General features: G+C 65.3%; 15 protein-coding genes. 12 read left to right on the top strand and 3 right to left on the bottom strand.

All coding sequences use genetic code 11. The features are described from left to right. The first annotated feature begins 102 nt into the window (after positions 1–102). From yajC to ACR9ZH_RS04770, 4 genes are all read left to right on the top strand, one after another. Positions 103–450 (top strand): preprotein translocase subunit YajC, encoded by a 348-nt coding sequence (gene yajC / locus ACR9ZH_RS04785; RefSeq protein WP_481289610.1) that lies wholly within the window; start codon positions 103–105, stop codon positions 448–450. A gap of 63 nt (positions 451–513) precedes the next feature. After that, a complete protein-coding gene (gene secD, locus ACR9ZH_RS04780; RefSeq protein ID WP_481289609.1) occupies positions 514–2,388 on the top strand; it encodes a protein translocase subunit SecD in 1,875 nt (624 codons plus the stop codon). A gap of 13 nt (positions 2,389–2,401) precedes the next feature. Next, positions 2,402–3,367 carry a protein translocase subunit SecF gene (secF, locus tag ACR9ZH_RS04775; RefSeq protein ID WP_481289608.1) on the top strand — a complete coding sequence of 322 codons (966 nt, stop codon included), beginning with the start codon at positions 2,402–2,404 and terminating at the stop codon, positions 3,365–3,367. Positions 3,368–4,424: 1,057 nt separating this feature from the next. Next, positions 4,425–4,691: a hypothetical protein gene (locus tag ACR9ZH_RS04770; protein WP_481289607.1), complete on the top strand. Its 267-nt coding sequence runs from the start codon at positions 4,425–4,427 to the stop codon at positions 4,689–4,691. 520 nt (positions 4,692–5,211) lie between these two features. On the opposite strand, the gene ACR9ZH_RS04765 is transcribed toward ACR9ZH_RS04770, so the two are convergent. After that, positions 5,212–5,451, bottom strand: coding sequence for a hypothetical protein (locus ACR9ZH_RS04765; protein ID WP_481289606.1), 240 nt, complete (start codon positions 5,449–5,451; stop codon positions 5,212–5,214). A 204-nt stretch (positions 5,452–5,655) separates the two neighbouring features. Between ACR9ZH_RS04765 and ACR9ZH_RS04760 the strand changes: the two genes are divergently transcribed. The 5 genes from ACR9ZH_RS04760 (at position 5,656) to ACR9ZH_RS04740 (ending at position 9,734) form a co-directional block, all read left to right on the top strand. Then, positions 5,656–5,919: a hypothetical protein gene (locus ACR9ZH_RS04760; protein ID WP_481289605.1), complete on the top strand. Its 264-nt coding sequence runs from the start codon at positions 5,656–5,658 to the stop codon at positions 5,917–5,919. 89 nt (positions 5,920–6,008) lie between these two features. Further along, complete coding sequence (locus ACR9ZH_RS04755) at positions 6,009–7,322, top strand: two-component system sensor histidine kinase NtrB (protein WP_481289604.1); 1,314 nt, start codon at positions 6,009–6,011, stop codon at positions 7,320–7,322. Positions 7,323–7,399: 77 nt separating this feature from the next. Then, a complete protein-coding gene (motA, locus tag ACR9ZH_RS04750; protein ID WP_481289603.1) occupies positions 7,400–8,254 on the top strand; it encodes a flagellar motor stator protein MotA in 855 nt (284 codons plus the stop codon). Between the two features lie 5 nt (positions 8,255–8,259). Beyond that, a complete protein-coding gene (gene motB / locus ACR9ZH_RS04745; protein WP_481289602.1) occupies positions 8,260–9,279 on the top strand; it encodes a flagellar motor protein MotB in 1,020 nt (339 codons plus the stop codon). Between the two features lie 227 nt (positions 9,280–9,506). Then, complete coding sequence (locus tag ACR9ZH_RS04740) at positions 9,507–9,734, top strand: hypothetical protein (RefSeq protein ID WP_481289601.1); 228 nt, start codon at positions 9,507–9,509, stop codon at positions 9,732–9,734. 109 nt (positions 9,735–9,843) lie between these two features. Here the strand turns inward: ACR9ZH_RS04740 and murU are convergent, their stop codons facing one another. Then, positions 9,844–10,524 (bottom strand): N-acetylmuramate alpha-1-phosphate uridylyltransferase MurU, encoded by a 681-nt coding sequence (gene murU, locus ACR9ZH_RS04735; RefSeq protein WP_481289600.1) that lies wholly within the window; start codon positions 10,522–10,524, stop codon positions 9,844–9,846. Continuing rightward, on the bottom strand, positions 10,521–11,534 hold the full coding sequence (locus ACR9ZH_RS04730) for an aminoglycoside phosphotransferase family protein (protein ID WP_481289599.1): 1,014 nt from the start codon (positions 11,532–11,534) through the stop codon (positions 10,521–10,523). The genes murU and ACR9ZH_RS04730 overlap by 4 nt, the downstream gene beginning before the upstream one ends. A gap of 165 nt (positions 11,535–11,699) precedes the next feature. Between ACR9ZH_RS04730 and ACR9ZH_RS04725 the strand changes: the two genes are divergently transcribed. The 3 genes from ACR9ZH_RS04725 to ACR9ZH_RS04715 are packed head-to-tail and all read left to right on the top strand — an operon-like array spanning position 11,700 to position 14,180. Next, positions 11,700–13,277, top strand: a complete 1,578-nt coding sequence (locus ACR9ZH_RS04725; protein WP_481289674.1) for a flavin monoamine oxidase family protein — start codon at positions 11,700–11,702, stop codon at positions 13,275–13,277. Next, positions 13,274–13,687, top strand: coding sequence for a c-type cytochrome (locus tag ACR9ZH_RS04720; RefSeq protein WP_481289598.1), 414 nt, complete (start codon positions 13,274–13,276; stop codon positions 13,685–13,687). Before ACR9ZH_RS04725 ends, ACR9ZH_RS04720 begins: the two co-directional genes overlap by 4 nt. 4 nt (positions 13,688–13,691) lie before the next feature. Next, positions 13,692–14,180 carry a RidA family protein gene (locus ACR9ZH_RS04715; protein ID WP_481289673.1) on the top strand — a complete coding sequence of 163 codons (489 nt, stop codon included), beginning with the start codon at positions 13,692–13,694 and terminating at the stop codon, positions 14,178–14,180. Position 14,181 lies beyond the last annotated feature (1 nt).

The raw sequence follows: 14,181 nt of genomic DNA, 5'->3' as shown, positions 1-14,181 counted from the left end.
GTGGCCCTATATGCATGAGCGCCAAGGGGCGTGGCATAATCCACGATCTTTTTACGTGAATGGCGCTTTTCCTTGGCCGTTCCATGACTTGCGAGAAATCCGATGAGCCTTCCGACATTCGCCGCCATTGCACAGGCCGCCGCTCCCGCCGCTGGCGCTCCCCAGGGTGGGGCCCTCGGTCTTTCGCCGCTGATCATGATGGCCGTCCTGTTCGGCATCTTCTATTTCATGATGATCCGCCCGCAGATGAAGCGTCAGAAGGAGCATCGCGCCCTGCTGGCCGCCCTAGCCAAGGGCGACGAGGTCGTCATGAGCGGCGGCATGGCCGGGCGCATCGAGGACGTGGGCGAGTCCTTCGTCCGGGTCGAGATCGCGCCGGGCGTGGTCGTCCAGGTGCAGAAGGGCTCGATTACCCAGGTTCTGCCCAAGGGCAGCCTCAAGAAGTCGTAAGACTTCCATCCGACAATGCGTCAGCCGCGGCCGGCGCACGGCCGCTCCCACGGAATGTAAGGCATGAGTGATTTTCCACGCTGGAAATACGCGCTGGTCGTGATCGTGTTGCTGTTCGGCATCCTGTATGCGCTGCCGAACGCCTTCCCGCCGCAGCCCGCGGTGCAGATCTCGGGCAACCGCGGCGCGGCCGTCGACGCCTCCCTGAAGAGCAGGGTCGAAAGCCTGCTGGCCGCGGCGAAGGTACCGGCCACGTCGGTCGAAGTGGACGAAAAGGGCACCCGCCTGCTCGCCCGCTTCCCGAACGTCGATACCCAGGCCAAGGCCTCGGACATCCTGCGCCCCGAACTTGGCGACAAGTACACGGTGGCCCTGAACCTGGCGACCACGGTGCCTGCCTGGCTGCGCGCGATCAACGCGAACTCGATGCCGCTCGGCCTCGATCTCCAGGGCGGCGTGCACTTCCTGATGGAAGTCGACCAGAACGCCGTCATCGATGCGCAGGAAACCCGTTACGCCGACGACATCCGCTCGCTGCTGCGCGAGAAGAACGTCTCGTACGACGCGGTGAACCGCAATGCGCGCGGTAAGGGTGTCAGCGTGGTGCTGCGCTCCGAAGCCGATCGCCAGCAGGCGGCGACGCTGATCGCCACGGACTACCCGGACCTCGTCATCAACGACGGTCCCGCCACCGGCAACCGCTTCATCCTCAACGCCACGGTGAAGCCCGACAAGCTGCGCGAACTGGCACAGAGCACGATCAGCCAGAACGTGACCACGCTGCGCCAGCGCGTCAACGCGCTGGGCGTCTCCGAACCGCTGATCCAGCAGCAGGGTCCGAACCAGATCATCGTCGAACTGGCAGGCGTGCAGGACACGGCCGAGGCGAAGAAGATCATCGGCGCCACGGCAACGCTCGAATACCGTGCGGGCCTCTACACGCCGCAACAGGCCGTGGACGCCGCCCGCTCGGGCAGCGTGCCGCCGGATGCGAAGCTCTACTACGGCCGCGACGGCCGTCCGTACCTGCTCAGCAAGAAGGTCATCGCCAAGGGCGACGAGCTCACCAGCGCGGTTTCCGGCCGCGACCAGCAGAACGGCACGCCGAACGTCAGCGTCACGCTGAACAGTGCCGGCGCGCGCAAGATGCAGGAGTTCACCAACGACAACGTCGGCAAGCCGATGGCGGTGCTCTACATCACGCGCACGGTCGAGACCAAGACGGTGGACGGCAAGGAAGTGAAGACGCCGAAGATCACCGAGGAAGTGATCAACTACGCCAACATCAGTTCGCCGTTCGGCAAGCAGTTCTCCACTAACGGCCTGCCCAGCGACGCGGAAGCGTCGGAACTGGCCCTGCTGTTGCGCGGCGGTTCGCTCGCCGCCCCGGTCGACATCGTCAGCGAAAGCGTGATCGGCCCCAGTCTCGGCGCGGACAACATCGACAAGGGCTTCAAGGCGGTGATGCTCGGCCTTGGCCTCGTGCTGGTCGCTGCGGCGATCTACTACAAGCTCTTCGGCCTCGTTGCCGACATCGCGCTGTTCTTCAACCTCGTGTTGCTCGTCGCCGTCATGTCGCTGATCGGCGTGACCCTGACGATGCCGGGCATCGCGGGTATCGTGCTCACCCTGGGCATGGCGATCGACGCGAACGTGCTGATCTGCGAGCGCGTCCGCGAGGAACTGCGCAACGGCTCGTCCCCGCTGGCGGCCATCCGCACCGGCTACGACAAGGCCTGGGCGACCATTCTCGACGCGAACGTCACCCATCTGCTCGCCGCGCTCGGTCTCATGACCATGGGCTCGGGTCCGATCAAGGGCTTCGGCGTCACGCTGTTCATCGGTATCCTCACCTCGATGTTCACCTCGGTGACGGTGACCCATGCCATCACGGCGCTGATCCACGGCGGCCGCAAGCTCAAGACCCTGTCGGTCTGACGGGAGGGACGCCATGGAAATCTTCAACCACAATTCGAACTTCAACTTCCTCGGTCTTCGCAAGTTCAGCATCGGCCTTGCCGTGCTGCTCATGCTCGGCTCCATCGCGCTGATCATGACCCGCGGCTTCAACTACGGGCAGGACTTCCTCGGTGGTGTGGCCGTCCAGGTGGAGTACCAGACGCCGATCGATCCGTCGGATGTCCGCTCCGCCCTGGAGAAGGGTCACCTGGAGAACCCGCTGGTACAGGCCGTGGGCGGCACCCGCGAGTTCACCGTCCGCCTGCAGCCCAAGGGCGATGTGGCGGCAGCGGGCAACCTCTCGAACGACGAGGCGGCCACCAAGGTGGCGAACGACATCATGGCGGCGCTCAAGGCCTCGCGGCCCGACGTCACGATGAAGAGCAAGTCCTTCGTCGGTCCGCAGGTCGGCGAGGAGCTGCGCAGCGACGGCATTGTCGCAGTGATCTTCGTGATTGTCGGCATCATGGGTTACCTGTGGATCCGCTTCGAGAAGCGCTTCGCGATCGCGGCGCTGGCAACGGAAATCCACGACGTGCTGGTGACCCTCGGCATCTTCGCCCTGACCCAGCGCGAGTTCGACCTGACCGTGTTGGCCTCGGTGCTGGCGGTGGTCGGCTACTCGATCAACGACAAGGTGGTGGTGTTCGACCGTGTGCGCGAACTGTTCCGGTCCAGCCGCAATGCCACGCCGGAGGAAGTGCTGAACCGCTCGATCAACAGCACGCTGTCGCGAACCATCATCACGTCGCTGTTCACCGGCATCACCATGGCCGCGCTGTACTTTATCGGCGGCCCGGTGGTTCACGGCTTCTCGATCACCATGCTCATCGGCATCGTGGTGGGCACGCTGTCGTCCATCTTCGTCGCCAGCCCGATCCTGTTGTGGCTCGGCGTGTCGAAGCAGGACCTGATGCCGCGGTCGAAGGAAGACCCGGAACTGGCCCGCCGGCCATAAACCAGTAGGAGCGCGCCTGCGCGCGACATCTTTTCGCGCCGGTTGGCCCGCTTGCGCGTGCCCATGTCTTGAGCGGCTTCGCCGCAGGGAGCGTGACGGCTCGGCGTTCGCCATCGCGTTTTGCTTTTGGCGTGGCGGCGGGTCGCCGGCGGCTGCCATTTTTGTCGCTAAGTCCTCGTCCGGCCTACGCCTCCCTGCGGAATCGCTCCAAAAATGGCAGCCACCGGCTCCTCCCAACACCGCGGTTGCATGCGGCAAAAGCCAGAGCAACGGCTCGCCCGCTTTGGCGACCACACCGCACGCCGTCCTGTAGGAGCGCGCCTTGCGCGCGACATCTTTTCGCGACCACCTACACGTACGCACTGAGCGTTTTCGCAACCCTGCAGCAAGAGTCACTAGGCTCCCGCCTCCGCGGGAGCGACGGGTAGGAAGGGAGGCGACAACTTTGCAGGTCGCGCTTCGCGTTGCAGGCCGCGCTTCGCGGGCGATTCCCGCAGCGCGTGCGCACACGCGCGCGTCGTTTGAGTTCCGTCGTACAGACAAGCCCGGATCGACTTGCTATGTTCGGCCCGTTGCCTGCTGCTGATCGAATCTCGTCGCAGGCAACCATCGCATCGAAGCGGTGAGAGCGCGGCCCAAGGGTGCAGCTAACACCCAGAGGCCGCTGACCTAACCAACTCCGAAACAGTTGATGAGGCTGCAGCCATGGTAAATCACTCGCTCGCCCGCCGGTTCCCCACCGGCGGCACCTCCACCGGTTACCGGGCCTTCGGCACCCATTGTCGATCCGGTTGACGAACCGGCGGCCTCGCCGGTCCTAAGACGTTTCTCATCTTTCGCCCTGCCGTGCGACCCGGCGCGTCCGTGCACGCGTGGCAGAAAGGGACCGTCGTAGCTGCCTTCCACTTCGACAATCGAACCGTCCGGCGCCCGGTCACGGGCTGCCGGTGATCCCGCGAGTCCGCAGCTCATCGCCTCGAGGCGATGTTTTGCCCGTGGCACGTCGCCTTGTGCGGCGTGCCACACCTGCGGGCGGCGGCACAGCAAGGAGCACAGCATGAATGCGATGAACGAGCGTACCGAGGGTTCGGTGCATGAGTTGATGAATGAGGCGACCGAGTGGTTGCAATATGCGCAGCGGTTGACTCTGTTCGTGGCCGAGGTGATCGGGGAGGCGGATGAGCTACAGGGCAAGGAGATGGCTAGCGTCATGACGGTCATCGAGGCGTTGATGAGCCGGGGTTTGGATTACGCCATGCAGGCGCACACGCAGTTAGTGAGGGAGCAGTTGCGCTCCGTCACCGGCACGCTCGCGGGTGATTAGCGAAAAGCGGTTCGAGCGCCTTTCATCTGGAATCGCGCAATGAAGCCTCCCATTGGCTTGCGCGAGGATGGGAGGTGGTCGCGAAAGGCTGTCGCGCGCAGGCGCGCTCCTACAGGGTGCGCGCGTTTTTTGCGGGAGCCGCGGGAAATGCGCAGCCTGCGAGCAGGCTGGATGGCGCTTTGGCTTTTGCCGCATGCGACCGCAGTGTTGGGAGGAGCCGGTGGCTGCCGTTTTTGGAGCGATTCCGCAGGGAGGCGTAGGCCGGACGAGGACTTAGCGAGAAAAATGGCGGCCACCGGCGACCCGCCGCCACGCCAACGCAAAACGCGATGGCGATAGCCGAGCCCGGCCCAACGCTCCATGCGGCGAAGCCGCTCAGAACATGGGCACGCATAAGCGGGCCAACCGACGCGAAAGGCGGTCGCGCGCAGGGCGCGCTCCTACAAGGGCGGGGTGCGCCGTATAACGAAGAAGCCCGCCGTTGCCGGCGGGCTTCCTATCGCGATCCTCATCCCTGAGCTTAGAAATCGTCGCCGTCCTCGGCGGCGCCTTCCGCGTCGTTGGCCAAGGTGACCACGACGTAGGCGGAGCCGACCAGCGAAGCGCAGAGCCATGCGTAGACCATCTGGATCGCCGTCTTCGGAATGGCGGCGGCCACGCGAGGTGCGAGGGCCAGGCCAATGATGCCGGCGAGGGCCAGTACGGTGGCGACGATCCACGCGACGCGCCGTGACGGCGACGCGGTGGTGATGAGGTTCATGCTGCTATTACCCCTGTATTCCCCTGTTTCGCGGCCTTCGTGAAGTTGGTGTGAGGCCGCTTGTTGTAGGAAATACCCTACAAACCGGGGAGCAGGCAAGTGCCGAATTGTGATGATTTTCCTGTACAGATAAGGACTTCCATGCAAGAGGATCGGCAAGCCCGCGGCTACGTTAGACTTTCGTTCCCCAACGAGATCGGACCCATGGCAGAGCGCGAATTCCCCGGCTTCACCTTGCGCAGCGGCGCCACCCGCGAGGGGTCGCGCTACACGGCCCTGCTGTCCTCCCACCCGGCGGACGGCAGCTTCCCAAGCTACTTTGCCGTCTATGAAAACCGCAGTTTCCGCGACGAAGCGAGTGCCGCCCAGGCCGCGGAAAAGGCGCTGGGCCTCGTGCTGGGCGTGGAAGAGGACGGCGCGCCGGTGTTTGCCGAGGGTGAAACAGGCTTCGACGACGAACCCGCCTGAGCCTCGGCCACAGGTATGGCTTGACAGTTGCCCATGCCGCGGCGCGTCATAAGCGTCACACGACGCGTGACATAGGGGACGGCGGCGCCATGAGCGATGGAGACGGTCGGTACCGGCAGTTTGTCGAGGCATCCTCCGATTGCATGAAGGAACTCGACAGGGACGGAAACATCCGTTTCGTATCCGGACTGGGTTGCGCGGCGCTGGCGCCGGGGGGTGTGGAACGGCTGGTCGGGACCCGCTGGCTGGATCTGTGGCCGCCGGAGGCGCGGGACATGGTGGCGCGCGTGCTCGACCGCGCGGCGACGGGCGAGCGAGTGGACTTCGTTGGCGCACGGCGGCCGGGGGACGGCCCCTCGCGCTGGTGGGAGGTGATGGTCGCCCCCGTCGTCGCCGGCGACGTGCTCGATCATTTCATCGTCATCAGCCGAGACGTCACCGAACGGGTCGAACTCCAGGCCTCGCTGGAGGCGATCATCGAGCTCCTCCAGGATCGCCTCAACGAGACCGTGGCGCGCTCCGCCAACGCCAGCACGCGCTACGGCACCTTGATGGAGCGGCTCGAGTCGGAGCATGGTGCGCGGCGCGACGCCGAGAGCCGCCTTGCCGGCATCCGCGAGCAGCTGGAGATGGCGAACCGCGCCCGCGAGCTGGCCGAGGCCGGCGCGCGCCAGGCGCAGAAACAACAGGCCATCGGCCAGCTCGTGAGCGGCATCGCGCATGATTTCAACAACATGCTGCAGACGGTGATCGTCAGCCTGTCCGGCCTGCAGGACGATTCCGATGAACTGTCGCCCCGGCACCGCCGGATGATCACGTATGCCGTGGAAGGGGCCCGCCATGCCACGGCACTCACGCGGCGCCTGCTGGCGTTTGCCCGGAACCAGTACGCGCAGCCGGAGGCCGTCGACCTGGGTGATCTGGTCGCGACCCTTGCCGATTTCGCCCGGCATGCGCTCGGTGGCCGGATCGGGCTCGAGGTGCTGCGACAACCCGTGGCGTTGCCCGTCTGGGTGGACCGCCATGGCCTGGAGCAGGCGCTGATGAACGTGTGCCTCAACGCGCGCGACGCCATGGATGGTTTCGGTCATATCGTGATCGAAGTGGGTGAGCGGATAGGCGGCGGCCTGCTGCATGGGCTCCCGCACGAGGCCGGCGGGTTGCGCCAGGTTTTCGTCTGCGTGACGGATACCGGCGGCGGCATGTCGGAAGAGGTACGGCAACGGCTGTTCGAGCCCTACTTCACGACGAAGGAGGGCGGTTCAGGACTCGGGCTCGCTCAGGTGTACGGCACCGTCGCACAGGCCGGCGGGGTCATCGAGATCGAAAGCGAAACCGGCGTGGGGACCCGCTTGAGGCTCGTGTTTCCGCGCTACCCGGGGCCGTGCGGGCCGGAGGAATAAAGTTCGGAAAACGTGACGAATTTCCTCAATTTGTCGCCGCCCTGGCCGATAAGGAGGGCGACTGGAGGAAGCAAGTCATGTTGGTCATCATCGGCTCGATCGTCGTCCTGGTATCCGTACTGGGCGGTTACGTACTTTCGCACGGCGAGCTCGCCGCGCTCTGGCAACCCTACGAACTGCTCATCATCTTCGGTGCGGCACTGGGTGCCTTCGTCAGCAGCAATTCCATCGACGTGGTGAAGGGCGCGGGCCGCGAGGCGCTCGCCTTGTTCAAGGGGCCGCGGTACCGCAAGCAGGACTACGTGGACCTGCTCTCCCTGCTTTACGACATCTTCGTGAAGATGCGCAAGGAAGGGCAGCTCGGCATGGAGGCGCACATCGAGGACCCGACGAACAGCTCGCTGTTCTCGGCTTATCCGCGCCTGGTCGCAGAGCACCACCTGATCGACTTCACCACCGACTGCCTGCGCCTCATCGTGGGTGGCAGCATGGACCCGCATGAACTCGAGCAACTGCTCGACGTGGAGCTCGACACGCACCATCACGAAGCGCTGGTGCCGGCGCTCGCGGTCCAGAAGATGGCCGACGCCTTGCCCGGTTTCGGCATCGTGGCAGCGGTGCTGGGCATCGTCATCACCATGAAATCGATCGACGGCGACGCGGTGGTCATCGGCCAGCATATTGCCGGCGCGCTCGTGGGCACCTTCCTCGGCATCCTGCTTTCCTATGGCTTCGTCGGTCCGCTGGCGGCCGCGATGGAAGCGCGCGTGGCCACCGACGGCAAGGCCTTCGAATGCGTGAAGGTGGCGCTCCTCGCGAACCTGCGCGGCTACAACCCCATGGTCGCCGTGGAATTCGCCCGCAAGTCGCTGCAATCGTCGGCGCGTCCGACCTTCCAGGACCTGGAAACCCACCTGAAGGCCGCCCGGTAAGCCGCATGAGCGATCTGAAACAGATCATCATCGTCCGGAAACGGCGAAGGGCGGGACATACCCACCATGGCGGCGTGTGGAAGGTCGCATACGCGGACTTCGTGACGGCGATGATGGCGTTCTTCCTGGTCATGTGGTTGGTCGGTGCGGGCACCAAGCAACAACGCGCCGCCATCTCGGAATACTTCAAGAACCCCAGCATGACCCAGGGCCAGTCCACCATGGCCTCCTCGGGCAAGATGGGGCCCGGCGGCGCCAGCACGAGCATGATCAAGCTGGGCGGCGCGCTCGACCTGCCCAAGGGTCCGGGCGACCAGCAGGCGTTCGCGAAACCGAGTGCCGCGGAAGTCGACAAGCTCGCGCGCGAGCAGGAAAAGCGCCGTCTCGAGCAGCTCATGCAGGACCTGAAGGAGGCGATCGACAAGAGCCAGGCGATGGCGCCCTACAAGGACCAGCTGCTGCTCGACATCACCTCGGAAGGCCTGCGCATCCAGATCGTCGACAAGCGCAATCGGCCGATGTTCGACACCGGCAGCGGCGTCATGAAGTCCTATACCGTGCAGATCCTCCACGAGCTGGCGGGCTTCGTGAACCAGGTGCCGAATTCGATCAGCATCTCGGGCCATACCGACAGCGCGCCCTATATCCGGGCCGACAGCGCGTACGGCAACTGGGAACTGTCCGCCGATCGCGCCAACGCGGCCCGGCGCACGCTGGTCGAAGGCGGCATGCAGCCGGGCAAGGTCGCGCGCGTCGTCGGCCTCGCCGCGTCGGTGCCGTTCGACAAGGCCGATCCGGCGGCGGCGATCAATCGCCGCATCAGCATCGTCGTGATGACGAAGGAAGCGGCGCGCGCGGCGCTGTCGCAGGAAGTCGCCAACCAGCCGGATGCGCCCGACGCGCCGTCGACGCTGCATCCGGCCGAGCAGGAGCACCTGGGCGCCGGTGTGCCCGGCATGCCTGCCGCGGAAGATTCGACGCTGGGCAGCGCGGTACCCCCGGCGCGCGCACTGCGCCGGGGCTGACACGGGGACGACCGTCTTCACGCGGTCCTCCCGGCGTGAGGCATCCACTGGAGTCCCACCCGATGAGGAACCCGTCATGCGTGTTCGCGATCCAGGCAGGAGCGGCTGGCAGACCGTGCCATGAGGCCCCGGCCAGGCTGTCATATTGACCGTGGGCTGTCACGGGAGTCACTTGCAACGGTCATCCCACACCGGCAGTATCCGGAGGACAGGGGAGGGACGACGTAGTGGAAAATCACAGTAAGTACCGGGTGGTCGCCAAGGCGGTGAAGCATCATGGCGACGCGGGTGAACAGGTCTACCGCGCCAGCTACCGCATCCTCGACCACATCGGTGAAGAGATCGAAGCCAGCACCGGCACCAACGATTTCACGGACATCACCAGCGCCTTCAACGAGGCCTTCGCCCTGGGCCACGAGCGATTGCGCGAAATGGGCGTCGAAACCATCATGTAGGAGCGCGCCCTGCGCGCGACATGTTTTGAGGCTGTGACTTGGAGCTGGCGCGCAAGGTTGGGGATTGACGCGAAAAGATGTCGCGCGCAGAGGCGCGCTCCTACAGAAGCTATCGCGCAGACAGACTTCGTCGCAGATCGTCCAGCTGCGCCGGCGTCCCCACGTTGCGCCAGAACCCGTCGAAGCGCTCGCCGGTAAGCCGGCCCTCCGCGATGGCACGCCGGTACATCGGCAACAGTTTGAACCGGCCCGGCGTTTCCTGCGCCACGATCTCGCGGCGATACACGCCGACGTTACCGAAGGTCAGTCGTTCCGCCCCCGCCGGACCGTCGCCTTCATGCAGCTTCCCGTCGGCCAGCGCGAAATCGCCTGCCGCGTGGAAATCCGGGTTCGAAACCATCACCAGATGGGCGATACCTTCCGGCTCCCGCGGTAGTGCCGCGTAGTCGATGTCGCTCCAGATGTCGGCGCTCACCGCGATGAAAGGCTCTGGCCCCAGCAACGGCAGCGCCGCATGCATGCCTCCGCCGGTTTCCAATGGCGTGGGACCTTCGTAGGAATAGCGCAGGCGTACGCCCCAGCGCGAGCCGTCGCCGAGTTTCTCGGGAAACTGTTCCGCGAGGTGCGAGGTATTGATGACGATATAGCGCACGTCGGCGGCGGCCAGCTTCTCGATGTGATGCACGATCAGCGGCTTGCCGTTCACCTCGAGCAGGGGCTTCGGGGTCTGCGCGGTCAGGGGACGCATGCGTTCGCCGAGCCCGGCGGCGAGGATGAGCGCGTGCCTCATGCGTCGTTCGCCACGCGGATGTCGCGGTCGCCGATCTTCGCTTCGATGTAGTCGGCCAGCGGCGCGACGTCGGCATGCCGGCGCGCGGTATCGAGCACGTAGCGGAGCACGCGGGGTAGATCGTTAAGATAACCCGGCTTGCCGTCGCGGTAGCACAGCCGGCAGAACAGGCCGAGGATCTTGATGTGCCGTTGCAGGCCGGTCAGGTCGAACCAGCGGCGGAAGCGGTCGGTGTCCACGCTTTCGTCGAGAAGGCGTGCATCGAGCAGGCGAAGCCGATAAGCCTCCACCCAGCCTGCCACCCGCTCATTGTCCCAGACGATGTACGCGTCGCGGAGCAGGGATGCGAGGTCGTAGGTGATCGGCCCGGACATCGCGCCCTGGAAATCGATGATGCCGGGCGAGCGTTCCGTGGTGACCAGCAGGTTGCGGCTGTGGTAATCGCGATGCATGAAGGCGCGCGGCTGTTCGGCGATCGTGTGCATGATCGCGGTGAACGCGTTTTCGATGATGTCCCACTCCTCGCATGCGACCGTCACGCCGAGGTGCTTCTGCAGCAACCAGGCCGGCATGATCTCCATCTCCATGGTCTGCCAGGCGTGGTCGAAGGCGGGGAGGCCCTTGGTGTCGACGCGCATCTGCATGCGAAGCAGCGCATCAAGGGCGTCGCCATACAAGGCATCCACTGTCGCGTCCGTCAGTTCATCCAGGTAGGTGCGGGTGCCCAGGTCCTCGATCAGCAGGAAGCCAAGGGCCATGTCGGCGATCATCACCTTCGGGACGTGGAGCCCTGCATCCGCCAGGCGCCGGCCGATCTCCACCCACGGCGCCGGGTCTTCCTTCGCCGGCGGGGAATCCATCACGATCACCGGCTGACCGTCGACGTAGCCGCGCAGGTAGCTGCGGAAGCTGGCATCGGCGGAGGCGGGTTCCAGGACGAGGTCGGGCTGGCCGGTGACCTGGCGGGCCCAGGCCAGGCGGGCGGCGGTACGGTCTGCGGAAGAAGTCATGCTCGGTTGGTGAGGCGAAGTCGTTCGCGAGCTTAGAGCCTTTGCCACACGCTGTCATGGCACCCGCCCCGTCGCCCGCTGTTGTTGTGGTTCGCAACATGTGCCTATGCTCAGCCAGGTGTTCTGTGGGGGACGGAAGGCATGGGCCACGACATGGCGGCACCGATGACGCGCCGCGAGCTCCTGCGAATGATCGGCCTCGCCGGGGGCGGCGCGCTGATGTACCAGGCGATGACCGGCCTCGGTTTCGCCGCCGAATCCCCCTACCGGAAACCCGAACCGCTGCAGGGTACCGGCCGCGGCAGCGTGCTGGTCCTCGGCGCCGGCCTGGCGGGACTCGTGGCCGCGTATGAGCTGGGCAAGGCGGGGTACAAGGTCCAGGTGCTCGAGTACAACGCGCGCGCCGGCGGTCGCAACTGGACCTTGCGCGGCGGCGACGAGTACACGGAACTGGGTGGCTACAGGCAACAGTGCCGGTTCGACAAGGGCCAGTACTTCAACCCTGGCCCATGGCGCATTCCGTACCACCACCACGCCTTGCTGGATTACTGCCGGCGCTTCGGCATCGCGCTGGAACCGTTCGTGCAGGTGAACCACAACGCCTATGTGCACGGCGCGAACGCCATGGGCGGCAAGCCGCAGCGCATGCGCGAAGTACAGGCCGACTTCAGCGGCGGCGTCGCCGAGCTGCTGGCGAAAGCATCGGTCAGCGGGCGCCTCGATGGCCTCGTCGGCAAGGAAGATCAGGAGATGTTGCTCGAGGCGATGCGCGGATTCGGCGGGCTCGACAACGACTATCGCTACGTGGCCGGACATGCCTGCAGTTCGCGGCGCGGATATGCGAAGGATGCAGGTGCCGGGCCGGACGGCGCGCCCGCCTTTTCGCAGCCGGTGCGCCTGCACGACGTGCTCGGCAGCCATCTCTGGAAGTCGCTGGGCATGAGCGGCATGTACGAGTTCCAGACCACGCTGATGCAGCCGGTCGGCGGCATGGATGCGATCTCCAGGGCCTTCGTACGCGAGATCCGCCCTGATGCCATCCGATACAACGCGAAGGTCACGGCGATCGCGCAGGACGAACGCGGCGTCACGGTGGATTACGAAGACACGACGAAGCCTGGAGACGTGCGACAGGCAATGGCGGACTGGTGCGTATGCACGATTCCGCTGTCCGTCCTCAGCCAGATCCCGATCCAGGTCTCCGAGGCGAAGGCCGCCGCCATCGGCGCGGTGCCCTACTGGGGCTCGGTGAAGGTCGGCCTCCAGTTCAGGCGGCGCTTCTGGGAGGAAGACGAGGCGATCTATGGCGGCATCACCGCCACCGACCTGCCCATCGGCATGATCTCCTATCCCAGCCACGGCTTCGGCACGCAGAAAGGCGTGCTGCTGGGTGCGTATACCTTGTTCCTCGAGGCCTACGAATACACGGCCATGCCGCCCGACCAGCGTATCCGCCGCGCCGTGGAAGACGGCGCGAGGATCCATCCGCAATATGCCCGCGAATTCGAGAACGGCATGGCCATCGCATGGCATCGCTCGCCGGGCACGCTGGGGTGTTTCGGCTGGTGGACGGAAGAAGCGAGGGCGAAGCACTATGCTGAGCTCTGCTCGATGGATGGTCGCATCGTCCTCGCGGGCGAACATGCGTCCTACCTGCCTGCGTGGCAGGAGGGGGCCATCCTTTCCTCCCTCTCCGCGATCGACGCGCTGCATCGCCGTGCCGTGACGGGAGCGAGCGCATGAAGAAATGGCTTTTCATATCGTGCCTGGCGATGTGCGCGACGCCGGCACATGCGCAGCGCATCGAGATCGCTCCGCGCGAAGACGTCGCGCACCTGACCGGCGAACAGATCTACACCCGCATCTGCCAGGGTTGCCACATGCCCGATGCGAAGGGTGCGGTCGGTGCCGGGCATTACCCGGCGCTGGCGCACGACCGCAACCTCGCTTCCGCCGCGTATCCCGCCGTCATGGTCATGAATGGCCGGGGCAACATGCCCGCCTTCGGTCCCATGCTCACGGATGCGCAGGTAGCCGACGTGGTGAATTACGTCAGGACGCATTTCGGCAATGCCTACGCTGATTCTCTGAAGCCGGACGACGTCAAGGTCTTCCGGCCACCACCGCCAAACAACCAGCCGGAGAAACACTGACATGATGAAGTCCGCTCTCCTCGCCGCCCTCCTCATCGCCGCTACCGCGCCGGTCGCCGCTTCCGAGGTCGTGCGGCACAAGATTCCCGGCAGCGATTTCCCGATCTCGGCGGCGGTGGAAATACCCGCCGGTAAAACGTTGGTGTTCCTCAGCGGGGTGGTGCCCCCGGTGGCGGATGCCAACGCGCCGAAGGGCAGCCTGCAGGCTTACGGCGACACGAAAACCCAGACCGTCGGTGTGCTCACCTCCATCGAAAAACAGCTCAAGGGCATGGGGCTGACGATGGGCGACGTGGTGAAGATGCAGGTCTTCCTCGTCGGCGATCCGGCCAAGGGCGGCAAGATGGACTTTGCCGGTTTCATGGGAGGCTATACGCAGTTCTTCGGTACAAGGGAGCAGCCGAAGCTGCCGTCGCGTTCGGCGATGCAGGTGGCGGCGCTGGCGGCGCCCGGTTTTCTCGTCGAAATCGAGGTGACCGCGGTTCGTCCCTGAT

It is taken from the genome of Luteibacter sp. SVR4-7G (genome assembly GCF_056755555.1).
Note: the sequence above shows the minus strand (reverse complement) of the source record. Positions and strands in the feature narration are given on the sequence as shown.

Excerpts from the sequence above, each read along its gene's own strand:
- yajC (WP_481289610.1), top strand. The coding sequence starts at position 103 with ATGAGCCTTCCGACATTCGCCGCCATTGCACAGGCCGCCGCTCCCGCC.
- secD (WP_481289609.1), top strand. The coding sequence starts at position 514 with ATGAGTGATTTTCCACGCTGGAAATACGCGCTGGTCGTGATCGTGTTG.
- secF (WP_481289608.1), top strand. The coding sequence starts at position 2,402 with ATGGAAATCTTCAACCACAATTCGAACTTCAACTTCCTCGGTCTTCGC.
- ACR9ZH_RS04770 (WP_481289607.1), top strand. The coding sequence starts at position 4,425 with ATGAATGCGATGAACGAGCGTACCGAGGGTTCGGTGCATGAGTTGATG.
- ACR9ZH_RS04765 (WP_481289606.1), bottom strand. The coding sequence starts at position 5,451 with ATGAACCTCATCACCACCGCGTCGCCGTCACGGCGCGTCGCGTGGATC.
- ACR9ZH_RS04760 (WP_481289605.1), top strand. The coding sequence starts at position 5,656 with ATGGCAGAGCGCGAATTCCCCGGCTTCACCTTGCGCAGCGGCGCCACC.
- ACR9ZH_RS04755 (WP_481289604.1), top strand. The coding sequence starts at position 6,009 with ATGAGCGATGGAGACGGTCGGTACCGGCAGTTTGTCGAGGCATCCTCC.
- motA (WP_481289603.1), top strand. The coding sequence starts at position 7,400 with ATGTTGGTCATCATCGGCTCGATCGTCGTCCTGGTATCCGTACTGGGC.
- motB (WP_481289602.1), top strand. The coding sequence starts at position 8,260 with ATGAGCGATCTGAAACAGATCATCATCGTCCGGAAACGGCGAAGGGCG.
- murU (WP_481289600.1), bottom strand. The coding sequence starts at position 10,524 with ATGAGGCACGCGCTCATCCTCGCCGCCGGGCTCGGCGAACGCATGCGT.
- ACR9ZH_RS04730 (WP_481289599.1), bottom strand. The coding sequence starts at position 11,534 with ATGACTTCTTCCGCAGACCGTACCGCCGCCCGCCTGGCCTGGGCCCGC.
- ACR9ZH_RS04725 (WP_481289674.1), top strand. The coding sequence starts at position 11,700 with ATGACGCGCCGCGAGCTCCTGCGAATGATCGGCCTCGCCGGGGGCGGC.
- ACR9ZH_RS04720 (WP_481289598.1), top strand. The coding sequence starts at position 13,274 with ATGAAGAAATGGCTTTTCATATCGTGCCTGGCGATGTGCGCGACGCCG.
- ACR9ZH_RS04715 (WP_481289673.1), top strand. The coding sequence starts at position 13,692 with ATGAAGTCCGCTCTCCTCGCCGCCCTCCTCATCGCCGCTACCGCGCCG.